This window comes from Variovorax sp. PBS-H4, assembly GCF_901827205.1.
Taxonomy (GTDB): domain Bacteria; phylum Pseudomonadota; class Gammaproteobacteria; order Burkholderiales; family Burkholderiaceae_C; genus Variovorax.
Genome location: NZ_LR594675.1, coordinates 2545007 through 2565374, shown reverse-complemented (window position 1 = coordinate 2565374; position 20368 = coordinate 2545007). Strand labels below are relative to the sequence as shown.

Below are 20368 nucleotides of genomic sequence, written 5' to 3'. Positions count from 1 at the left end.
TCAGGCTGCCGCCTTGGCGGCGCGCGACGGCACGAGCGCCTCGCGGATCGGCAGGTTGACCAGCGCGGCGCCGGCCGCCAGCACGATGTCGATGTACCAGACCCAGTCGTAGCTGCCGGTGGCCTCGAAGATGGTGCCGCCCAGGAAGGCGCCGAGGAAGCCGCCCACCTGGTGCGCCAGCATCACGATGCCGAACAGCATCGCCATGTTGGCGGGGCCGAACATCTTGGCCACCAGGCCCGCCGTCGGCGGCACGGTCGACAGGAAGGTCACGCCCATCACCGCGGCGAAGACCAGCATCACCAGCGTCGTCTTCGGCGCCAGCAGAAAAACGAGCACCGCCACGCCACGCGTTGCATAGAGCAGCGCGAGCAGCGACTTCATGCGCCAGCGGCCCACCGCCCACCCCATCGCCAGGCTGCCGACGATGTTGAACAGGCCGATGATCGCGAGCGACCAGCCGCCGACTTCCGGAGGCAGGCCGCAGGCCGCGATGACGCCCGGCAGGTGGGTGGCGAGGAAGGCCACGTGGAAGCCGCAGACGAGGAAGCCCAGGCTCAGCAGGCGGAAGCTCGGCTGCGCGAGCGCCTGCCCGACGGCTTCGCGCGCGCTCAGCCGCTTGGCGCCCGAGGCCGCGGCGAGCGCATTGGAGTTTCCCTTGAGCACGAAGACCGCCGGCAGCGCCAGCAGGATCAGCACGCCCAGCACCTGCATCGCGTTGGCCCAGCCGTATGCTGCGGTGAGGCCGATGGCGATCGGCGCCATCGCGAACTGGCCGAAGGAGCCGCCCGCGTTGACGATGCCGGTGGCCAGCCCGCGCTGCGCAGGCGTCACCAGGCGCGCAGTTGCCCCCATCAGCACCGAAGGGCCCGCCATGCCGGCCCCGCCCGCCGCCAGCACGCCGATCGCGAAGATCAGGCCGGCGGTGGTCGTCATGAAGGGCGTGATGATGGTGCCCAGCGCCACCAGCAGCACGCCGATGAAGATCACGCGGCCGGTACCGATGCGGTCCGCCACCGCGCCGGCGAAGGGCTGCGTCAGCCCCCACCACAGCTGGCCGAAGGCGAAGGCCAGGCTGATGCTGGCAACGCCCAGCCCGGTCGAGGTGTTGACCGACGACAGGAACAGGCCCATGGTCTGGCGCACGCCCATCGTGAGGGCGAAGGTGCCGGCGGTCGCCAGCAGCACGAGCCACAGCGCATAGTGGCGCACGGCGGATGGTGCGGCGCTCGCGGTTGGCGTGGGGTTGGAATTACTCATCGTTGCTTTCCTCGTCGTCCTTCAATCCGGCGCGCTGCAGCAGCGCGATGCTCTCGTCGATCAGTTGGTGCATCGCCATGACGCGCTCGACGCCGAGCATCTCGTTGAGCTCCATCTGCGCGGCACGCCACAGGCGCTGCGCCTCGGCGCGCTTGGCACGGCCGGCGTCGGTGATGGCGATGAGCCGGCTGCGCGCATCGGGCCCCTCGTTCTGCGTCAGCCAGCCGGCAGCCAGCAGGGGCTTGAGGTTGCGGCTCAGGGTAGAGGCGTCGACGTTCATCGCCTCGGACAGATCTACTGGACGCAGGGGACCGAGGCTCAACACATGCGACAGCAGCGAATACTGCGTGGTCTTGAGCCCCGATGCGGCCACGTGGGCGTCGTAGTGCCGCGACACCATGCGCGTCAGGCGGCGCAGCCTGAAGTTGGTACAGCCCTGCGGCTTCACGGTAGCATTCATACGGAATGATTGTAGCTACAATAGTTGCATATGCAACCTTCATGTCGGAGATAACCCTTGACGCAGAACAACTCACTCGAAGCCTGGCTCGCCGAAGAGCGCGAGGTCATCGCACGCCTCGACGCCGGCCCGGGTCCGGGCCTTGCCAGCCCAGAGCAGATCGAAGGCAAGACCGGGCTCGAAGTCATGCAGGCCATGCTGCGCGGCGACATTCGCTACGCCGCGATCGCCAAGACACTGGACTTCACGATCCTCTCGGTCAGCCCCGGCGTCGCGGTGTTCCAGGGCACGCCGCTGCCGCAACACCTCAATCCCCTGGGCACCATCCATGGCGGCTGGGTCGCCACCCTGCTCGATTCGGCGCTGGGCTGCTCGGTTCACACGATGATGCCGCCCGGCCGCGCCTACACCACGGCGGAACTGAGCGTGAACTACGTGAAGGGCCTCACGCCCAGGGTGCAGCGGGTGCGTGCGGAGGGCAAGGTGATCCACTGCGGACGCCAGCTCGCAACGGCCGAGGCGCGGCTGGTCGGTCCCGACGGAACGCTGTACGCGCACGCCACCACCACCTGCCTGGTGTTCGAGACCAAGCGCTGAACGCCCTCAGGCCGCCAGGCGCAGGATCTCCTGCACCTCGGCCGGTCCGGAGATCTTTCGCGCGTTGCCGTGGATGAAGAGCTCACGCATGCTGGTGCGGGCGATCATCTCGAACTGACTCTCATCGACGCCGACGTCGCGCAGCGTCGAAGGCAACCGCAGCGATTTCACCAGCTCTGCGAACGCCTCGGCCGCGCTCACCGAGGGCCTCCCGAGCGCCTCGGCCAGCCGACGCTGGCGTGCCGAAGTCGCGGGCTCCGACCATTTCAAGATCGCCGGCATCATCACCGGCGTGCAGTAGTAGTGCGGCACGCCGCAGCTGCCGCCCAGCACATGGCCGATAGCGTGGCTGGGACCCATCATCACGCCGCCCTGGGCCCCGCGGCTGGACAGCCCGTAGGAACAGAGCCAGCTCGCGACCTGGCACTCGGCGCGGGCCGCGAGGCTCTGCGGCTCGGCCTTCCATGCTGGCAGCGCACGCGCCATGCGCGCGATGCCGTCGAGCACCACTGCATCGACCAGCGGGGTCGGCGTGGTCGACAGCAGCGCCTCGATGGCATGGTCGAGCGCGCGCGTTGCCGAGCCCAGCCACAGCGACTCGGGCGTGTGCAGGGTCAGTGCCGGGTCGAGGGCGACCGTGCGCGGCATCATGAGCGGGTGGAAGAAGGTCTGCTTGAGCTTGCGGCGCTCGTCCGTCACGAGACAGCCACCGTTGAACTCGCCGCCGTTGAGCGTGCTGGGCACTGCGATCAGGCGCAGCGTGGGACCTTCGAAGACGGGCCGCACCGGCTTGCCATCCTCGCCCAGCTTCACCTCGAAGCGGTCGAGCGCCTCCAGGTGCTCGTCGGCCATGCCGTGGCGCATGCACAGCAGCACCATCTTCGAGGCGTCGATGACCGAACCCCCGCCCACAGCCACCACCAGGTCGGCCTCCGCTTCCAGGGCTGCAGCCGTTGCGCGCGCAACGCCGCCACGGGTCGTGTGTTGCGGAATGCCGTCGAAGGTGGCCGCGCGGCGATCGCCGAGCGCGGTCTCGATCTCGCGGATCACGGCGGTCTGCGTGCGCAGCGTGCGGCTCGCGACGATGAACACGCGTCGGCTCCCGAGCCTTGCCGCTTCGGCTGCGATCACACCGGCTGCGGGTTGGCCGAATGTGACCCGCTCGATCGACGCGAAGTTGTTGGCACCGGTGACGACGGATTCATCCATGGGGTTGTCTCCTGCAAGGGGCATCTGCGGTTGTTTTGCAGTGCGGTTCATAATTCTGAAATTGTGGGTTGACGTGGCGGGACTTGCCAGTCTCCAGGCCCTTGTCGACCCAACTCCGATACCGCTGTGCAGAACACAGGAGCCCTTATGAAGAATTCGCCCGCCGCCTTCGAACCGGATGTGCTGGACGACGGCCGCGACGACCGCCACTTCGTCACCGCCCTGGCGCGCGGCCTCGATGTGCTGCGCTGCTTCAGGTCCGGTGAAGAGCGCCTGGGCAACCAGGAACTTGCCGAACGCTGCAAGCTGCCCAAGTCCACGGTGACGCGTCTGACGTACACGCTGACGAAGCTGGGCTACCTGCATCACGTCGAGGAATCGGGCCGCTATCGCCTCGGCATGGCGACGCTGATGCTCGGCGGCACCACCCTGGCGCGGCTCGACGTCAAGGAGATGAGCCGGCCGCTGATGCAGCAGCTCGCGATCGACACCGGCACGCAGGTCTCGCTCGGCCTGCGCGACGAGATGTCGATGCTCTACATCGAGAACTGCCGCGGCCATTCGATCGTGACGCTGCGGCTGGACATCGGCGCACGGATTCCGGTGGCGACCACCGCGATGGGCCGTGCCTATCTGGCAGCGGCTCCCGAGAACGTGCGGCTCGCGCTGGAAGAGCGGATCCAGGCCCTCGACCCGATCGCCTGGCCGCGCATCGAGAAAGGCATTCGCGAAGCCTGCAGCGACTTTGCCCAATACGGCGCCGTCGGCTCCTTCGGCGAATGGCAGAAGGAGATCAACGGCATCGCCGTGCCCTTCCAGCCGGGCGGCGGGCTGCCGCTCATGGTGGTCAATGCGGCAGGGCCGGCGCAAAGCATGTCGCGCGACACGCTGTGGGACGAGGTGCGGCCCCGGCTGATCGCGATGGTGCGCGAGATCGAGCAGGGACTGGGCGCGCGGCGGTGACTACTTTTCGCGCACGAACCCGATCGCGTCGAGCATCTGCTTCTCGCGCTGCGTCGACTCGGCGGCGAACTGCTGGTAGCGCGCCGAGCTCATGTAGGCGGGCTCCATGTAGTACTGCGCCAGCGCGTTGCGGAAGCCCGGCTGCTCCATCGCCTGCTTGAAGGCGTCGTGCAGCTTGCTCACCACCGCGGGGGGCGTGTTCTTCGGCACCGCGAGACCCCAGGCGGCCGAAGGCGGCGGGATGTCGATGCCGGCTTCCTTCAAGGTGGGCACATCGGGAAAGCGGCTCATGCGCTTCTCACCGAAGGTGACCAGCAGGCGCAGCTTGCCGCTCTCCACATACGGGCCCCAGCCGGAGGTCTCGGCCGCGGACATCACGTGCTCCCCCACGACAGCCTGCAGCGATTCGGACGTGCCCTTGTAGGGCACGTGGCTCAGCTTGATGTTCTTGATGCGTGCGACCTGCTCCATTGCCAGGTGCTGCGCCAGGTAGGCGCCGGGCGTGGCATAGGTCAGCTCGCCGGGGTGCGCCTTCGCGTAGGCGACGTAGTCGTCCATGGTCTTGATCTGCGACGCCGCCGGCACGACGATGCCGTAGACGAAGGAGGTCAGGCCGATCACGTAGCGCAGGTCGGTCGCCGGGTTCCAGTTGATGGTGCCGGTGTAGGGCAGGCGGAACAGATTGGCGGGGATCACGCCCACGGTATAGCCGTCGGGCTGCGCGCCCTGCAGCAGTTGTGCCGGCATCAGCCCGGCCGCGCCCGGCTTGTTCTCGATCACGACCGGCTGTTTGAGGATCTTCGAGGCGTCCTCCGCCAGCACGCGCATCGGCGAATCGGTCGAACCGCCCGGCGGGAAGCCGAGCATGATCTTGATGGGCCGCGTGGGGAAGTTCGATGCATCCTGTGCCCACGCCGTGGCCGCCGGGCCGCCCACCGTGTACAGCGCCGCGATGGCCGCGGCTCCCAAGAATCGCCGTGTCGTCTTCATGCTTGTCTCCTGGTGAATAGGCGCGTTGCCGTCTACTTGCGGCTCAGCCCGAGGGTGTCGAGGATTTCTTTCTCGCGCTTCATCGATTCGACAGCGAAGCGCTGGTACTGCACCGGGTCGCGATAGGCGGGTTCCATGTCGAAGCGCGCAAGCGCCTCCTTGAAGGCGGGCAAGTCCATCGCCTGCTTGAAGGCATCGTGCAGGCGCGCCTGGATCTTCTGTGGCGTGCCCCTCGGCGCGACCAGGCCCCAGGGCGAGGTCTGGACGATGTCGATGCCCAGCTCCTTCAGGGTCGGCACTTCCGGGAAGCGCGGCATGCGCGTGGCGCTCCACACGGCGAGGAGGCGCAGCTTGCCGCTTTCGACGTACGGGACCCAGGCAGACGTCTCGGCGGCCGACTGCACGTGGCCGGCCAGCAACGCCTGCAGCGATTCGGCCGAGCCCTTGTACGGTACGTGGTTGAGCTTCACGCCGACGGCACGCGAGAACTGCTCCATCGTCAGGTGGTTGGTGGTCCCCACGCCGGGGCTGCTGTAGGTGAGCAGCTCGGGGTTGGACTTGGCGTACGCGATGTAATCGGCCAGGCTGTGAAACGGCGAGGAAGCCGGGACCACGGTGCCGAACGCATAGCCGCTCAGGCCGATCACGTAGCTGAGATCGGTGGCGGGATTCCACTTGAGATCGGTCGTGTACGGCAGCCGGTAGACGCCCGACGGAGCGATCGCCAGCGTGTAGCCGTCGGGCGCGGCGGCCTGCAGCACTTGGGTCGGGATCACGCCGGCCGCGCCCGGCTTGTTCTCGATGACCACGGGCTGCCGCAGGATCTTCGAGACGGCTTCGGCGAGCACGCGCATCGGCGCGTCGGTCGACCCACCGGGCGCGAAGCCGATCATCACGCGAACAGGGCGTTTGGGATAGGCGGCAGGATCTTCCCCGGCGAATGCCAGCGGAACGGCCGAAGGATGTGCGAGGGCGAGCACGCCCATGGCTCGCATGAGCTCACGTCTGTTCATGGAAACTCCGGTGGAACTAGGTGGCGGCGCGCTGGCGGACGATCTCTTCCTCGACCTCGCGCAGGCGGTCCTTGCCGAAGAAGATCTCGTCGCCGACGAAGAAGGTCGGCGAGCCGAAGGCGCCGCGCTCGAAGGCGGCCTGGGTGTTGGCCATGAGCGTGCCCTTCACGTCCGGGTCCTGCGTGCCGGCGTAAAGGCGCTGGCCGTCGAGGCCCGCCTCTGTCAGCGTGCGCACGATGACCTCGGCGTCTTCCATGTTGCGGCCCTCCTCCCACATCGCCACGTAGACGGCCTCGACGTAGCGCTCGAAGCAGCCCTGCTTCTGCGCGGCCACGGCGCCGCGCATGATCTGCAAGGTGTTCACCGGCCAATGCGGGTTGTGCCGGTAGCGATCCAGCCCGTGCTTCGCCACGAAGCGCTTGAGCTCCAGCTGCTCGTACGCGCGCTTGTTCGGAATGCCTGCAAAGGCCTCGGCCGGCGAACGGTTGCCGCTGAGCTTGAAGATGCCGCCCAGCAGGACGGGAACGTACTCGACCTTCACGCCGGTACGCGCCTCGATCGCGGGGATCACGCGGTGGCACAGGTACGCATTGGGGCTGCCGAAGTCGAACAGGAACTGAACGGAGGGGACTGTCATGGCGCTGCTCCTTTCGTCTCTTCTCTCACCAGCTTTCCAGCCAGGGCCGCAGCTCGGTCTCGTGCGTCCAGGCGTCGCGTGGCTGCTTGTGGATCTGCCAGTACGCGTCGGCGATGCTGCCGGGCTGCAAGATGCCGTCCTGCTCCTTCAGCGCATAGCGCTCGGGAAAGGTGGTGCGGATGAACTCGGTGTCGATGGCGCCGTCGATCACCGGATGTGCCACGTGGATGCCCTTGGGCCACAGCTCGCGCGCCATGCTCTGCGCCAGCGCGCGCAGCGCGTGCTTGGCGCCCGCGAAGGCGGCGTAGCCGTCGCGTCCGCGCAGGCTGGCGGTGGCGCCGGTGAATATGATGGTGCCGCGGCCGCGCGGCAGCATCGCCTTCGCGACCTCGCGTCCCATCAGGAAGCCGCCGAAACAGGCCATCTCCCACACCTTGTGGTAAACGCGGGCGGTGGTCTCGGTGATGCCGAAGCGCACGTTGGCGCCGATGTTGAACACCGCCACTTCGATGGGCGCGATCTCGCGTTCGATCTGCTCGACCAGCGCGACCATTTCTTCCTCCTTGCGCGCATCGCTGCCGAAGCCGTGCGCCTGCCCGCCTTCGGCCTTGATCTGGTCGACCAGCGGCTGCAGCTTGTCGGCCTGGCGCCGGGTCACGCAGGCGATGTAGCCCTCGCGGGCGAAGCGGCGCGCGATGGCACCGCCCGTGGCGTCGCCGGCGCCGATGACGAGGATGGCTTTCTTGTCGCTCATGGTTCAGTCTCCTTGGTGGTTTCGGGATCGTGCGCTCAGGCCGCCATCTGCGCCAGGGCCCCGCGGTACTCGCGCGTCATGCGCCGGACCAGCTCTGCCGTGGGCAGCACTTCGTCGATGTTGCCCACGCCCTGCCCCGCGCCCCAGACGTCCTTCCAGGGCTTGACGCGCTTGGCGCCGAAGTTCATCGATGTCTTGTCGGCGGTCGGCAGCTGCGCGGGGTCCAGCCCGGCGGCTGCAATGCTTCGCGTGAGGTAGTTGCCGTGTACGCCGGTGAAGAGCGGCGTGTAGGTCACTTCGGCCGCGGCGCTGTCGACGATCATCTGCTTGTAGGCGTCCTGCGCATTGGCCTCGGGCGTGGCAATGAAGCGCGTGCCGACGTAGGCAAGGTCGGCGCCCATCGCCAGGGCGGCGGCCACGTGCGCGCCCGACGTGATCGAGCCCGACAGCGCGATCGGCCCGTCGAAGAAGCGCCGCACCTCGGCCACGAGCGCGAAGGGACTCATGGTGCCGGCATGGCCACCCGCCCCCGCGCACACCAGGATCAGGCCGTCGACTCCCGCCGCGAGCGCCTTCTGCGCATGCTTGATGTTGGTGACATCGTGAAAGACCAGCCCCCCGTAGGCATGTACCGGCGCCACGTAGTCGGTGGGCGCGGACAGGCTGGTGATGACGATCGGCACGCGGTGCTTGACGCACAGGTCCATGTCGTGGTCGAGGCGGTCGTTCGACGGATGGATGATCTGGTTGACCGCGAACGGCGCAACGCGGCGCGCCGGCTCGGCTGCGCGCGCCGCGTCCAGCGTCGCCGTGATGTGCGCGAGCCATTCGTCCAGCAGTTCCTTCGGTCGCGCGTTGAGCGCCGGGAACGAGCCCACCACGCCGGCCAGGCACTGGGCCAGCACAAGATCGGGATTGGAAATGATGAACAGCGGCGAGCCGATCAGCGGCAGCGTGAGCTTGTCTTTGAGCAGTGCGGGTAGTGCCATGCGGAATCCTTGGTGGCCTGGGTAGTGGACATCCGGGGAACACCGCGGAACCGGCTTTGCCGGGCCGCTGGTGTCGACCCCGATAGGGGGTGGGCGGCTACGAAGTGAGCCAACCTGGGGGCGAGCGTCATTCCAGTCGCTGCGAAGCCAGGGTTTTCAGTTCGTTCTTCAGGATCTTGCCGGTGGGTGCGGCCGGCAGCTGGGCGAGGAAGCGGATCTCGCTGGGCACCTTGTAGGGCGACAGCCGCTCGCGCAGGTACTGGCGCATCGCCTCCTCGCCAGGCTGCGCGTCCGACACCAGCTCGACGAAGGCGACCACCTCCTCGTTGTGCTCCACCGTGCGCCCGACCACTGCCGACTGCACCACGGCGGGATGGCTGTTGAGCACCTGCTCGACCTCCACGGGATAGACGTTGAAGCCCGAGCGAATGATCAACTCCTTGCTGCGCCCGACGATGTGCAGCGCGCCGTCGGCATCGCGGCGCGCCATGTCCCCGGTGTTGAACCAGCCCTCCGCGTCGATCACCTCGCGCGTGAGCGCCTCGTTGCGGTAGTAGCCTTTCATGAGGTTGGGGCCGCGCACCCGCAGCTCGCCGATCTCGCCGCTGGCCCGCTCGGCACCCGAGGCTGCGTCCACGACGCGCGCCTGCACGCCGGGCAGCGGGAAGCCGACGGTGCAGTCCTGCCGCGGGTCCTCGCTGCGGGTCTGTGCCACCGTGGGTGCGGTCTCGGTCAGGCCGTAGCCGTTGTGCAGCGGCAGCCCGAGCGCAGCCTCGACATCGGCCTTCAGACTGGGCGTGAGCGGCGAGCCGACCACGCACACGAAGCGCAGGGCCGGCGCTTGCAGCGGCTGTCCCTTCTCGCGCGCCCAGTCCAGCAGCTTGGCGAACATGGCCGGCACGCCAGTGAAGGCAGTCACGCCCTGCTGCGATAGCGCGTGCGCCAGGGCGGCCGGCGAGAAGCGCGCCTCCAGCAGCAACGCCGCCCCGCTCGCGATGCAGCCGAGGAACTGGGTCGAAAGGCCCACCACGTGGGCCATCGGGAGCACGCCGTAGAGCAGGTCGCCGGGGCCGAGGCCACGGATGTCGCGCGCACTGCCCGCGGCGAAAATCAGGTTGGCGTGCGTGAGCATCACGCCTTTCGGCGCGCCCGAGGTGCCCGAGGTGTAGATGAGGGAGGCCACCTGCTCCTGCCCCGCCGGCGCGCAAGGCTCAGGGCTCACATCGCCGGCCAGCGGGCCGACCCAGAGCGTGCCGACCCCGTTCCAGGCCTGCGCCACGGCGCCGTGGCGGTGCGCATGCTTCTGCGCATCGGCCGAGACGTGGCAGGTGTAGATCACGCGGCGGGCGCCGGCGTGCGCGATGAAGGTGTCGATTTCGCGCGCCGACAGCCGCGCGTTGACGACGATCGACCAGGCGTCGAGCCGGCTGAGGGCCAGCACCAGCACGCCCACGGCCACGCAGTTCTCGCCCACCACCAGCACGCGGTCGCCGGCTCGCACCTGCAGCTCGGACAACTGGCGGGCGGCCGATTCCGAGGCTTCCTTCAGGTCCAGGTAGCTGAGCGCGAGATCGGCGTCCTTCAGCGCCAGCGCATGAGGCTGTGTGTGCACCCAGCCGTCGAGCAGGTGGTGGATGCGCGTGGTGGCCGGGCCGGGGCCGGGAGAAAAACTTGTCATGTCTCCGTCCTGTGGTATCGCCTGAAGTGGCGATTTGCAAAATCTTATTCCGCTAAGCAGTTTTGTGAACTGCAGATTCGAGTTCGAACACAACCCAGTACTGCAGAGCGGAACAAGCAGCGCCGTGGCCCTGCGGGTCGAAGCGACCGCAATCTGAAAACCCCAAGCCGGCGAGACGCCACGGGCCTCCTAAGGACAATGTGCGGGCAAGCGGGAGGCGCAGTGATAATGATTCGTATCAGCGCCAAGGAGCGCGCCGATCACTTTCAGCACATCCAATTTCCACGGAGGACCCCATGAGCACCCTTTCACGCGCCCGCGGCGCCCGCACCCTGGCTTGCGTCGCCCTCGCGGGTACCGGCTGGCTCGCCGCCCCGGCCTTTGCGGCGGAAGAAGTCACGATCTACACCACCCGCGAGGCCGGCCTCATCCAGCCGCTGCTCACGGCTTTCAGCACGCAAAGCGGCGTCAAGGTCAACACGGTGTTCATCAAGGACGGGCTGCTCGAACGCGTGAAGGCCGAGGGCGCCCGCTCCCCGGCGGATGTGCTGATGACGGTGGACATCGGCAACCTCATCGACCTGGTCGAGGGCGGCGTCACGCAGCCTGTGAAATCGGCGGCGCTGGAGTCGGCCATTCCCGCCAACCTGCGCGGCGCCGATGGGCAATGGTTCTCGCTGTCGATGCGTGCGCGCGTGCTGTATGCCGACAAGAGCCTGCCCATCACCTCCTTCCGCTATGAAGACCTGGCCAGCCCCAAGTACAAGGGCAAGGTCTGCATCCGCGCCGGCCAGCATCCCTACAACACGGCGCTGGTCGCCTCGCTGATCGCGCACGACGGCGAGGCCAAGGCCGAGCAGTGGCTGCGCGGCGTCAAGGCGAACCTGGCGCGCAAGGCCACCGGTGGCGACCGCGACGTGGCGCGGGACATCCTGGGCGGCATCTGCGACGTCGGCCTCGCCAACTCCTACTACGTGGGCCAGATGAAGAGCGCCAAGGAAGGCAGCGACGCGCGCAAGTGGGGCGAGGCCATCAAGGTGATCCGCCCGACCTTCGCCAATTCGAAGAGCGGCGGCACGCACGTCAACGTCAGCGGCGCGGCAGTCGCGAAGAACGCGCCGCAGCGCGCCAACGCAGTCAAGCTGCTCGAGTTCCTGGTGTCCGAGCCGGCTCAGGCCTTCTATGCCGAGACCAACTTCGAATACCCGGTGCGCAAGGGCGTGGCGCTCGACTCGATCACCGCCTCCAGCATTGGCGACTTGAAGGTCGATCCGCTGCCCATCACGGAAATTGCCAAATACCGAAAGCAGGCCAGCGCGCTCGTGGACAAGGTCGGCTTCGACCAGTGACGCCACGCCGACGGGCCGCCGCCGGGCGCGTCGGCCCTCTGCAGGGGCCCCGCGGTCTGGCGGTGCCGAGCGTGCGGGCATCGGCATGAAGGCAGTCGGGCCCGTCTGGCGCGCTGCGTCGGCCCTCATCGCCCTGGGCGTGCTCGCGCCGGTGCTCAGCCTGGCCTGGCTGGCATTCGGCGCCGACTTCTCGCACTGGACCCACCTCGCCCGGCACGTGCTGCCGCAGGCCGCGCTGAACACCGCGCTGCTGCTCGCCGGCGTGGGCGCGCTGGTGCTGCTGATCGGCACGGGCTGCGCCTGGCTGGTGACGGTCTGCGATTTTCCCGGCCGCCGGGTGCTGAACTGGGCGCTGCTGCTGCCGCTGGCCATGCCGACGTACATCGTGGCTTTCGCGTACCTCGACCTGCTGCATCCGATCGGCCCGGTGCAGGGCGCGGTCCGCTGGGCCCTGGGCTTCGACAGTCCGCGGCAGTTCCGGCTGCCGGACCTGCGCTCGATGCCGGGCGCGATCCTGGTGCTCGGCTTCGTGCTCTACCCCTATGTCTACATGACGGCGCGCGCCATGTTCATGACCCAGCCGGCGCACCTGATGGAGGCGGCCCGCACGCTCGGCGAGAGCGCGGCCGGCGCCTTCTTCCGCGTCGCGCTGCCGCTGGCGCGGCCGGCCCTCGCCGTCGGCGTGAGCCTGGCGCTGCTGGAGACGCTCAACGACATCGGCGCTTCCGAGTTCCTCGGCATCCAGACGCTGACCGTGGCGGTCTACACCACGTGGATCACGCGCTCCGACCTGGCGGGCGCCGCGCAGATCGCCTGCGCGATGCTGCTCGTCGTGGTGGGGCTGGTGCTGCTCGAGCGCCATGGCCGGCGCCACCAGCGCTTCGGCTCCGCACAGCGCATGCGCGCCATCGAGCCGCGCCGCTTGCGAGGCGCGGCCGCCTGGGTCGCCTGCGCCGCAGCGGCGCTGCCGGTCGCCGTCGGCTTCGTCGCGCCGGCGCTCTACCTGCTCTGGGAAACCGCCAAGCGGCTGCGCCTGGGAGGCGGCATTTCCGACGGCCTGCTCGCCAGCCTCGGCAACACGCTGGCGCTGGCGGCGGGCGTGACAGTGACGACCGTTGCCGCCGGGCTGGTGGTGGCCTGGGCGGTGCGCAGCCAGGGCTCCACGGTCAGCCGCGCGCGCTGGCAGGCGCGCGCCGCCACGCTGGGCTATGCGCTGCCCGGCACGGTGCTGGCCATCGGCCTGCTCACGCCGGCGCTGGGCGTCGACGCCCTTCTGGGCGCGCTGCTGGGCCGCGACGGCCTGCCGCTGATGAGTGCCGGCATCGTGCTGGTGGTCGCCTGCGCGATCCGCTTCCTGGCGATGCCGGTGGGCGGCATCGAGGCGGGGCTGGCGCGCATCCCGCCTGCGCTCGAGCAGGCCTCGAGGCTGCTCGGCGAAAGCGCGGCCGGCACCCTGCGCCGCGTGCACCTTCCGCTGCTGCGGCCGGCGATCGCCGCCAGTGCGCTGCTGGTCTTCGTCGATGCCATGAAGGAACTGCCGGCCACTCTGCTGCTGCGACCCGCGAACTTCGACACGCTGGCAACCTGGCTCTACGCCGAGGCCGCGCGCGGCACCTACGAGGAGGGCGCGATAGCCGCGCTGGCGATTGTTGCGGCGGGGCTGGTGCCGGTGGTGCTGCTGGCGCGCAATGGTCTGGGCGGGCGCGCCGAGGAGCGTTCGGAATGAGCGCAGCGCTGCAGCTCGATGACGTGCGGCTCGCCTACGAAGGCGCACGAGGCCTGCACACCGTGGTCGACGGCTTCTCGCTCGCGCTGGATGCGGGCCGCATCGCCTGCCTGCTCGGCCCTTCGGGCTGCGGCAAGACCACGGTGCTGCGCGCGATCGCGGGCTTCGAGGCGTTGCGCGCGGGCAGCATCCGCCTCGGCGATCGGCTGCTGTCCTCCACCAACGTCCATCTCCCGCCCGAGGAGCGGCGGGTCGGCATGATGTTCCAGGAGTACGCACTGTTTCCCCACCTCACGGCGGCGCAGAACGTCGGCTTCGGCCTGCGGCGTCGACCGCATGCAGAGCAGCACGCACGCGTGGCCGAGATGCTTGCGCTGGTGGGCCTGGCAGAGTCCGGCAGGCGCTATCCGCACGAGCTCTCCGGCGGCCAGCAGCAGCGCATTGCGCTGGCCCGCGCACTCGCACCCTCGCCTGCGCTGCTGCTGCTGGACGAACCCTTCTCCAACCTGGATGCCGCGACGCGCGAGCGCCTCACCGTCGACGTGCGCGACATCCTCAAGGCCGCCGGACAGACGGCCGTGCTCGTCACGCACAACGAAGCCGAGGCACAGGCCATGGCCGATCACGTCGGCCTCATGCATGGCGGCAGACTCACGCGTTGGACGGCATAGCACAACGCCTGCTTTTTAAGGATGAGCTTTTCTAGATAAGGTTTTCGAGGCTCGGAAAAATCGCGCTTGCCGACTCCTCCACCTCTACGGAAGCGAACATGTCCCGACCCGCCCTCACCCTCGTCAGCCACCTGCTGTGCCCCTACGTGCAGCGCGCCGCCATCGCCCTGCGCGAAAAGAAGGTCCCTTTCGAACGCGTGGTGATCGACCTCGCGAACAAGCCCGATTGGTTCGTGCAGATCTCGCCGCTCGGCAAGGTGCCGCTGCTTCGCGTGCCGCGCCCCGAAGGCGGCGAAAGCATCCTGTTCGAAAGCAACGTGATCTGCGAATACATCGAGGAAACGCAGCCCGGCCCGCGGCTGCATCCCGAAGATCCGCTGCAGCGCGCGGAGCATCGCGCATGGATGGAGTTCGGCTCCGCAATCCTGGCCGACCTGTGGGGCTACGAGACGACCCGCGATGCCGAGGTTTTCGAGCAGAAGCGCCAGGCCCTGGCCGCCAAGTTCGAGCGCATCGAGGCCGCGCTGGGCCAAGGGCCCTTCTTCGCGGCTGAGCGCTTCAGCCTGGTGGACGCGGTGTTCGCGCCCGTGTTTCGGTACTTCGAGCTCTTCGACGCATTGCACGACTCGCACGTCTTCGCACGAACGCCGAAGGTGAACGCCTGGCGGAACGCGCTGCAAGAGCGCCCCAGCGTGCGCGACGCGGTGGAGCCCGAGTACCGGGAGCAACTGCGCGCCTTCCTGGAGAAGCACGAGGCGCATCTGCTGACACTTGCCCGCCGCAACTGACACGACAATCCGGAGCCACGACAACTCTTCACATTCCACGACATGCGACTCCTCCATACCATGCTGCGCGTCGGCGACCTCCAGCGCTCGATCGACTTCTACACCCGCGTGCTGGGCATGCAGTTGCTGCGCACCTCGGAGAACCCCGAATACAAGTACAGCCTGGCCTTCGTCGGCTACGAGGGCAACCCGGCGCAGGCCGAGATCGAGCTGACCTACAACTGGGGCACCGACAAATACGAGATGGGCACGGCGTATGGCCACATTGCGCTGGGCGTGCCCGACGCCTACGCGGCGTGCGAGAAGATCAAAGCCGCGGGCGGCAACGTCACCCGCGAGCCCGGGCCGGTCAAGGGCGGCAGCACGGTGATCGCGTTCGTGACGGATCCGGATGGGTACAAGATCGAGCTCATCCAGCGCGCCAGCGAGGCCGAAGGCGCGGGGCTGCGCTGAGCGGCGCGCCCTTTCGTCAGTCAGCAGCCCAGCAGATCCGCCAGCGCCCCGATGTCGCGCGCATGCAGCGTGTTGTCCGCATGCGGCGAGGTGTCCTTGGGCCGATCCGGTCCGAACTCCCAAGGCCGCTCGATGTAGCCGGTGCGCAGGCCGCAGCCGCGCGCCGCGGCCAGGTCGTCGTGGTGCGCCGCGGCCAGCATGACCTGGCTGGGCGTCACGTCGAAGACGGCGGCCACGCCGAGGTAGGTGCGCGGATCGGGCTTGTAGGCCTTGAAGACCTCGGCCGACAGCACGCAGTCCCAGGGCAGGCCAGCGTTCTTGGCCATTTCGGTCAAGAGGCCGATGTTGCCGTTCGACAGCGTGCAGATGATGTACTTGCGCTTGAGCCGCGCCAGGCCCTCCACCGCATCGGGCCAGGCCGGCAGCCGATGCCAGGCCTTGTTGAGCTCGCGCTTGCGGGCCACGTCGAGTTGCTCGACGCCGAAGTCGCGCAGCACGCCTTCAAGGATGCCCATGTGCAGTTCGTCGAGCAGCGTGAAGCCGCCCTCGCCTGCCGCCAGCCGCTCCATCACGCTCTTCATCGCCGGCTGGTAGCCGGCGCGCCAGGCCAGGGCAAAGGCGCCGCCCTCGATGCCGGGCAGCAGCCGCTCGGCCTCGGCAGCAATGCCGCTGTACCAGTCGACCACGGTGCCGAAGACGTCGAACGCGATGACCTTGAGCTCGCCCGAATCGAAGTTGCCGTTCATCGTGCCAGCTGGCTGGCCTCGCGGGCCAGCGCTTCGATACGTCCCCAGTCGCCCGCGGCAATGGCGTCGGTGGGCACGATCCACGACCCACCCACGCAGGCCACGTTGGCGAGCGACAGGAACTCGTGCGCATTGGCGGCGGTGACACCGCCGGTGGGACAGAACTTCACCTCGGAGAACGGACCTTGCCAGGCCTTGAGCATGGCGACCCCTCCGGCCTGAACGGCCGGGAAGAACTTGAGCTCGGTAAAGCCGTCTTCCTCGGCCAGCATGATCTCGCTGCCGGTCGCCACGCCGGGCAGCAGCGGCAGTCCGAGGTCGTGGCAGGCCTTGCCGACCGCGCGCGTGTAGCCGGGACTCACGCCGAACCTCGCGCCTGCCAATGCCGAAGCCTGGGCATCGGCGGCGCTGCGAATGGTGCCGGCCCCGGGCACCGCGTCGGGCACTTCCTTGGCAATGATCTCGATGCATTCGAGGGCCTCGCGCGTGCGCAGCGTCACCTCGAGCATGCGGATGCCGCCGGCCACCAGCGCACGCGCCAGCGGCACCGCATCCTTGACGTCGTGCAGCACGATCACGGGAATGACGGGCGCGTCGCGCATCACCTCGATGGCGGTGAGCGTCTTTGTTTCTACAGCCATGTGCAGGCTCCTTCTTCGGCGGTCAAGGCATTGCGCCGCATCCCGGCGAACAGATCGCGGCCCAGGCTGTGGCCGTTCTCGGTGCGCAGGCTGTCCGGCATGGTTGCGGTTTCTCTCTCGGCCCATTCGTCGCCCGGCACCAGCACGGTCAGCGTGCCGGCTACCGCATCGAGCCGGATCAGGTCCCCGTCGCGCACCTTGGCGAGCGGGCCGCCAGCGGCAGCTTCGGGCGAGACGTGGATCGCTGCAGGGACCTTGCCCGAGGCGCCGCTCATGCGTCCGTCGGTGACCAGCGCGACGCGGAAGCCCTTGCCCTGCAGCACCGACAAGGGCGGCGTAAGCTTGTGCAGCTCGGGCATGCCGTTGGCCTGCGGCCCCTGCCAGCGCACCACGCAGACCACGTCGCGCTCCAGTTCGCCGGCATTGAAGGCTTGCTGCAGCGCGCTTTGCGAATCGAAGACCCGCGCCGGCGCTTCGATCACATGCCGGTCATCGGGCACGGAAGACACCTTGATCACGCTGCGGCCCAGGTTGCCGGTCAGCAGCTTCAGGCCACCGGTCGGGTTGAAGGGTGCAGAAGCCGGACGCGCCACGGCCTCGTTCCCGGAAGGTGCAGCAGGATGCCAGCGCAGCGCGTGCTCCTCGGATGGCGCGCCGGCCAGGCTCGGGATGTTCGCGTACTCGCGCAGTCCGCCGGGGCGCACGGTGAGCACGTCCTCGTGCATCAGCCCGGCATCGAGCAGTTCGCCGATAACGAAGCCCGGGCCGCCCGCGGCCTGGAACTCGTTCACGTCGGCGCTGCCGTTGGGGTAGACACGCGTGAGCAGCGGCACCACTTCCGACAGCTCGGAGAAGTCGTTCCAGTCGATCAGGATGCCGGCCGCGCGCGCGACCGCGACCCAGTGGATGAGGTGGTTGGTCGAGCCGCCGGTGGCGAGCAGCGCGGCCATGGCGTTGACGATGCAGCGCTCGTCGACCAGTTCGCCGATGGGCGGTACCTTCCAGGCCCCCACGCTCGGCACTTCGCGTCCTCGCTGCCCCCCGAGGGGGCGCCTTTCGGCTTGGGGCGGCCCGGCGGCGAAAGTGGGCTTCTCCGCCGCATGGCCCAGTACCGTGCGAACCGCCTCCCGCGTGAGCGCCTCTCGCGTCGCATCGCCGGGCTGGATGAAGGCCGCGCCCGGCACGTGCAGGCCCATCGCTTCCATCAGCATCTGGTTGCTGTTCGCGGTGCCGTAGAAGGTGCAGGTGCCCGGTGAATGGTAGGCCTGCATTTCTGCTTCGAGCAGGCCCTGGCGGCCGACCAGGCCCTGCGCTGCCTGTTCGCGCACCTTGGCCTTGGCGCTGTTCGACAGCCCCGAAGGCATCGGCCCGCCGGGGACGAACACCGTGGGCAGGTGCCCGAAGTGCAGCGCACCGATGAGCAGCCCCGGCACGATCTTGTCGCAGATGCCGAGCAGCAGCGCCGCGTCGAACATGTCGTGCGTCAGCGCCACGGCCGTGCCCATCGCGATCACGTCGCGGCTGAACAGGCTCAGCTCCATGCCGGGCGTGCCCTGCGTGACGCCGTCGCACATCGCAGGCACGCCGCCCGCCACCTGCGCGGTGGCGCCCAGGCGGCGCGCCTCATGCTTGAGGATGTCGGGATAGCCCTGGTACGGGGCATGGGCCGAGAGCATGTCGTTGTAGGCGGTGACGATGCCGATGTTGGGCGCGCGCTCGGCCACCACCTTGATCTTGTCGGATGCCGGGATGCCGGCGACCGCGTGCGCCACGTTGGCGCAGCCCAGGCGGTCGGAGCCGCGGTCGCGCTGGCGGATTTCGGTCAGTCTCTGGAGGTAGGCGCTTCTCGAGTCACGGCTGCGCGCACGGATGCGCTCGGTGACATCGCGGACGGTGGGATGTGGAGTCATGGGGTATGTCGCTCTGGACCTGGGCCGCAGCGGACGAGCGGCCCGGAGGAGCATGGTAACAAGCCCAAATGAAAAAAGGCCCCCACGCTCCCTCACTTCGCGGGATCGCTGCCCCCGAAGGGGGCGCTTTCCACCTTGGGGCGGCCCGGCGACGGAAAAGCCCGGGGCGACGGGCTTGTATCTGCGTCGGGAAGTCGCCTTCAGTCGACCAGCTTGACTTCGACGCGGCGCGCCTGCGCATCGCTGCCGGAACCGGCGGTGACGGCAGGTTGCCGCAGGTCGATCTTCGAGGCCGGGACCCCCAGGCCGGTGAGAACGTCGCGCACCATCTCGGCCCGCTTGCGGGCCAGCTGCTCGTTGAGGACCGGGTCGCCGGTGGTGTCATGAAAACCGGAGACCACCGCCCGGCGGCCGCCTTCCACGCCCTTGATCACCGCCGCAAGGGCCTCGGCCGCGTGCGGCGCCAGGTCGGCGCTGGCCGTGGCGAAATAGAAGTTCACCGTGTCGCCCACGACGCGAATGCTGGCGCCGTCGGGAATCACCACCGACACGGTTTCGGTCACGAGGGCCACCGTGGTCGCGGGCGCGGCCGCCCCGACAGCGGCAGGTCGCGCCTTGTGGTTGTGGCTGTAGAGCACGATGCCGATCACGAACATGATCACCAGGGCGATCAGCCCCAGCACGAGCGCAAGAACAAAATTCTGCTGGCTGTCGTCGTCGGCGACTCCTGACATCGGTCGATCTCCATAGCTGAGGGGCCGGTAAATAATGGTGCGGTGAACCATGACGGCGAAATTCTAGGCGCGCCCGCGTCGCAGCCCCCAGGCAGCCCCGGTCCGCCCGGCCTCGATCCGATGCCCAAGCCTCTGCGCGACCCGAAACCGATGCTCGATCGCGTGATCGACGAATGGGGCGGCCACGAGGATCTGTGGGTGTTCGGCTATGGCTCGCTGATCTGGCGCCCGGAGTTCGGCTTCATCGAGCGACATCCGGCGCGGGTGCACGGCTGGCACCGCGCGCTCAAGATGTGGAGCCGCGTCAATCGCGGCACGGTGGAGAACCCCGGCCTGGTGTTCGGTCTGCTCTCGGGCGGCAGCTGCCGCGGCATGGTGTTCCGGGTGCCTGCGGCCGACGGCCTGGAAACGCTGGGCCGGCTGTGGCTGCGCGAAATGCCGACCGGCGTGTACGACCCCAAGTGGCTCGACTGCACCACTGCGCACGGTTCGGTGCGGGCGCTGGCCTTCACGCTCTCCCGGCGCAGCCCCAATTTCACCGGCACCCTGGACGACGAGCGCTACCGCCACATCTTCGCCAACGCGATAGGCCGCTACGGCAGCTCGCTGGACTACGCGCAGCAGACCCTGCTGGAGCTGAGGCGTCACTCGATCCACGACGCGGCGCTGGCGCGCCTGGTGAAGCTGGCGCAAGCCAGTGCGGCAGCACAACGGGTGACGGTGCCACCCGATTGCGGCGAGCCGACGGCTCCGGTATACCCTGCGGCATCTTCATCCGATTCTTCAACCAAGGAGTAGTC

The 20368-nt window shown here is 68.6% G+C and carries 21 protein-coding genes; 8 read left to right on the top strand and 13 right to left on the bottom strand.

Translation table 11 applies throughout. The annotated features are described in order from the left end of the window. Positions 1–1260 (bottom strand): MFS transporter, encoded by a 1260-nt coding sequence (locus E5CHR_RS12125; RefSeq protein WP_162579908.1) that lies wholly within the window; start codon positions 1258–1260, stop codon positions 1–3. Continuing rightward, positions 1253–1720, bottom strand: a complete 468-nt coding sequence (locus tag E5CHR_RS12120; RefSeq protein ID WP_162579907.1) for a MarR family winged helix-turn-helix transcriptional regulator — start codon at positions 1718–1720, stop codon at positions 1253–1255. Before E5CHR_RS12120 ends, E5CHR_RS12125 begins: the two co-directional genes overlap by 8 nt. A gap of 57 nt (positions 1721–1777) precedes the next feature. Here E5CHR_RS12120 and E5CHR_RS12115 point away from each other — a divergent pair, with 57 nt between their 5' ends. Next, on the top strand, positions 1778–2317 hold the full coding sequence (locus E5CHR_RS12115; protein WP_162579906.1) for a PaaI family thioesterase: 540 nt from the start codon (positions 1778–1780) through the stop codon (positions 2315–2317). A 6-nt stretch (positions 2318–2323) separates the two neighbouring features. Here E5CHR_RS12115 and E5CHR_RS12110 read toward each other — a convergent pair whose 3' ends face one another. Beyond that, entirely contained in the window at positions 2324–3526 is a 1203-nt protein-coding gene (locus E5CHR_RS12110; protein WP_162579905.1) for an iron-containing alcohol dehydrogenase, read from the bottom strand. Between the two features lie 147 nt (positions 3527–3673). On the opposite strand from E5CHR_RS12110, the gene E5CHR_RS12105 reads away from it, so the two are divergent. Continuing rightward, positions 3674–4489 (top strand): IclR family transcriptional regulator, encoded by an 816-nt coding sequence (locus tag E5CHR_RS12105; RefSeq protein WP_162579904.1) that lies wholly within the window; start codon positions 3674–3676, stop codon positions 4487–4489. On the opposite strand, the gene E5CHR_RS12100 is transcribed toward E5CHR_RS12105, so the two are convergent. The 6 genes from E5CHR_RS12100 to E5CHR_RS12075 all read right to left on the bottom strand — a co-directional run bounded on the left by E5CHR_RS12100 (position 4490) and on the right by E5CHR_RS12075 (position 10550). After that, complete coding sequence (locus tag E5CHR_RS12100) at positions 4490–5479, bottom strand: Bug family tripartite tricarboxylate transporter substrate binding protein (protein ID WP_162579903.1); 990 nt, start codon at positions 5477–5479, stop codon at positions 4490–4492. A gap of 32 nt (positions 5480–5511) precedes the next feature. Next, positions 5512–6492: a Bug family tripartite tricarboxylate transporter substrate binding protein gene (locus tag E5CHR_RS12095; protein WP_162579902.1), complete on the bottom strand. Its 981-nt coding sequence runs from the start codon at positions 6490–6492 to the stop codon at positions 5512–5514. Between the two features lie 16 nt (positions 6493–6508). Then, positions 6509–7129, bottom strand: coding sequence for a 2-hydroxychromene-2-carboxylate isomerase (locus tag E5CHR_RS12090; protein WP_162579901.1), 621 nt, complete (start codon positions 7127–7129; stop codon positions 6509–6511). A gap of 25 nt (positions 7130–7154) precedes the next feature. Next, positions 7155–7883, bottom strand: a complete 729-nt coding sequence (locus tag E5CHR_RS12085) for an SDR family oxidoreductase (protein WP_162579900.1) — start codon at positions 7881–7883, stop codon at positions 7155–7157. Between the two features lie 35 nt (positions 7884–7918). Next, entirely contained in the window at positions 7919–8872 is a 954-nt protein-coding gene (locus tag E5CHR_RS12080; RefSeq protein WP_162579899.1) for an NAD(P)H-dependent flavin oxidoreductase, read from the bottom strand. 127 nt (positions 8873–8999) lie between these two features. Further along, positions 9000–10550 carry a class I adenylate-forming enzyme family protein gene (locus tag E5CHR_RS12075; RefSeq protein ID WP_162579898.1) on the bottom strand — a complete coding sequence of 517 codons (1551 nt, stop codon included), beginning with the start codon at positions 10548–10550 and terminating at the stop codon, positions 9000–9002. A 296-nt stretch (positions 10551–10846) separates the two neighbouring features. Between E5CHR_RS12075 and E5CHR_RS12070 the strand changes: the two genes are divergently transcribed. The 5 genes from E5CHR_RS12070 to gloA all read left to right on the top strand — a co-directional run bounded on the left by E5CHR_RS12070 (position 10847) and on the right by gloA (position 15537). Beyond that, a complete protein-coding gene (locus E5CHR_RS12070; RefSeq protein ID WP_162579897.1) occupies positions 10847–11899 on the top strand; it encodes a Fe(3+) ABC transporter substrate-binding protein in 1053 nt (350 codons plus the stop codon). Between the two features lie 85 nt (positions 11900–11984). Then, complete coding sequence (locus tag E5CHR_RS12065) at positions 11985–13625, top strand: ABC transporter permease (RefSeq protein ID WP_162579896.1); 1641 nt, start codon at positions 11985–11987, stop codon at positions 13623–13625. After that, a complete protein-coding gene (locus tag E5CHR_RS12060) occupies positions 13622–14296 on the top strand; it encodes an ABC transporter ATP-binding protein (RefSeq protein WP_162579895.1) in 675 nt (224 codons plus the stop codon). The genes E5CHR_RS12065 and E5CHR_RS12060 overlap by 4 nt, the downstream gene beginning before the upstream one ends. Before the next feature lie 98 nt (positions 14297–14394). Further along, a complete protein-coding gene (locus E5CHR_RS12055) occupies positions 14395–15084 on the top strand; it encodes a glutathione S-transferase family protein (protein WP_162579894.1) in 690 nt (229 codons plus the stop codon). Positions 15085–15126: 42 nt separating this feature from the next. Beyond that, complete coding sequence (gloA, locus tag E5CHR_RS12050) at positions 15127–15537, top strand: lactoylglutathione lyase (RefSeq protein ID WP_162579893.1); 411 nt, start codon at positions 15127–15129, stop codon at positions 15535–15537. A gap of 20 nt (positions 15538–15557) precedes the next feature. On the opposite strand, the gene E5CHR_RS12045 is transcribed toward gloA, so the two are convergent. From E5CHR_RS12045 to E5CHR_RS12030, 4 genes are all read right to left on the bottom strand, one after another. After that, positions 15558–16283 (bottom strand): haloacid dehalogenase type II, encoded by a 726-nt coding sequence (locus tag E5CHR_RS12045; protein WP_162579892.1) that lies wholly within the window; start codon positions 16281–16283, stop codon positions 15558–15560. Next, complete coding sequence (gene eda, locus E5CHR_RS12040) at positions 16280–16924, bottom strand: bifunctional 4-hydroxy-2-oxoglutarate aldolase/2-dehydro-3-deoxy-phosphogluconate aldolase (protein ID WP_162579891.1); 645 nt, start codon at positions 16922–16924, stop codon at positions 16280–16282. The genes E5CHR_RS12045 and eda overlap by 4 nt, the downstream gene beginning before the upstream one ends. After that, entirely contained in the window at positions 16915–18834 is a 1920-nt protein-coding gene (locus E5CHR_RS12035; protein ID WP_162579890.1) for a dihydroxy-acid dehydratase domain-containing protein, read from the bottom strand. The genes eda and E5CHR_RS12035 overlap by 10 nt, the downstream gene beginning before the upstream one ends. A gap of 200 nt (positions 18835–19034) precedes the next feature. Then, on the bottom strand, positions 19035–19568 hold the full coding sequence (locus E5CHR_RS12030) for an OmpA family protein (RefSeq protein ID WP_162579889.1): 534 nt from the start codon (positions 19566–19568) through the stop codon (positions 19035–19037). A 120-nt stretch (positions 19569–19688) separates the two neighbouring features. Between E5CHR_RS12030 and E5CHR_RS12025 the strand changes: the two genes are divergently transcribed. Then, positions 19689–20366, top strand: coding sequence for a gamma-glutamylcyclotransferase (locus E5CHR_RS12025; RefSeq protein ID WP_162579888.1), 678 nt, complete (start codon positions 19689–19691; stop codon positions 20364–20366). Positions 20367–20368 lie beyond the last annotated feature (2 nt).

What these genes read in the sequence shown, in the direction of transcription:
- E5CHR_RS12125 (WP_162579908.1), bottom strand. Translation starts at nt 1,260, where the DNA reads ATGAGTAATTCCAACCCCACGCCAACCGCGAGCGCCGCACCATCCGCC.
- E5CHR_RS12120 (WP_162579907.1), bottom strand. Translation starts at nt 1,720, where the DNA reads ATGAATGCTACCGTGAAGCCGCAGGGCTGTACCAACTTCAGGCTGCGC.
- E5CHR_RS12110 (WP_162579905.1), bottom strand. Translation starts at nt 3,526, where the DNA reads ATGGATGAATCCGTCGTCACCGGTGCCAACAACTTCGCGTCGATCGAG.
- E5CHR_RS12105 (WP_162579904.1), top strand. Translation starts at nt 3,674, where the DNA reads ATGAAGAATTCGCCCGCCGCCTTCGAACCGGATGTGCTGGACGACGGC.
- E5CHR_RS12100 (WP_162579903.1), bottom strand. Translation starts at nt 5,479, where the DNA reads ATGAAGACGACACGGCGATTCTTGGGAGCCGCGGCCATCGCGGCGCTG.
- E5CHR_RS12095 (WP_162579902.1), bottom strand. Translation starts at nt 6,492, where the DNA reads ATGAACAGACGTGAGCTCATGCGAGCCATGGGCGTGCTCGCCCTCGCA.
- E5CHR_RS12090 (WP_162579901.1), bottom strand. Translation starts at nt 7,129, where the DNA reads ATGACAGTCCCCTCCGTTCAGTTCCTGTTCGACTTCGGCAGCCCCAAT.
- E5CHR_RS12085 (WP_162579900.1), bottom strand. Translation starts at nt 7,883, where the DNA reads ATGAGCGACAAGAAAGCCATCCTCGTCATCGGCGCCGGCGACGCCACG.
- E5CHR_RS12080 (WP_162579899.1), bottom strand. Translation starts at nt 8,872, where the DNA reads ATGGCACTACCCGCACTGCTCAAAGACAAGCTCACGCTGCCGCTGATC.
- E5CHR_RS12075 (WP_162579898.1), bottom strand. Translation starts at nt 10,550, where the DNA reads ATGACAAGTTTTTCTCCCGGCCCCGGCCCGGCCACCACGCGCATCCAC.
- E5CHR_RS12070 (WP_162579897.1), top strand. Translation starts at nt 10,847, where the DNA reads ATGAGCACCCTTTCACGCGCCCGCGGCGCCCGCACCCTGGCTTGCGTC.
- E5CHR_RS12065 (WP_162579896.1), top strand. Translation starts at nt 11,985, where the DNA reads ATGAAGGCAGTCGGGCCCGTCTGGCGCGCTGCGTCGGCCCTCATCGCC.
- E5CHR_RS12060 (WP_162579895.1), top strand. Translation starts at nt 13,622, where the DNA reads ATGAGCGCAGCGCTGCAGCTCGATGACGTGCGGCTCGCCTACGAAGGC.
- E5CHR_RS12055 (WP_162579894.1), top strand. Translation starts at nt 14,395, where the DNA reads ATGTCCCGACCCGCCCTCACCCTCGTCAGCCACCTGCTGTGCCCCTAC.
- gloA (WP_162579893.1), top strand. Translation starts at nt 15,127, where the DNA reads ATGCGACTCCTCCATACCATGCTGCGCGTCGGCGACCTCCAGCGCTCG.
- E5CHR_RS12045 (WP_162579892.1), bottom strand. Translation starts at nt 16,283, where the DNA reads ATGAACGGCAACTTCGATTCGGGCGAGCTCAAGGTCATCGCGTTCGAC.
- eda (WP_162579891.1), bottom strand. Translation starts at nt 16,924, where the DNA reads ATGGCTGTAGAAACAAAGACGCTCACCGCCATCGAGGTGATGCGCGAC.
- E5CHR_RS12035 (WP_162579890.1), bottom strand. Translation starts at nt 18,834, where the DNA reads ATGACTCCACATCCCACCGTCCGCGATGTCACCGAGCGCATCCGTGCG.
- E5CHR_RS12030 (WP_162579889.1), bottom strand. Translation starts at nt 19,568, where the DNA reads ATGTCAGGAGTCGCCGACGACGACAGCCAGCAGAATTTTGTTCTTGCG.
- E5CHR_RS12025 (WP_162579888.1), top strand. Translation starts at nt 19,689, where the DNA reads ATGCCCAAGCCTCTGCGCGACCCGAAACCGATGCTCGATCGCGTGATC.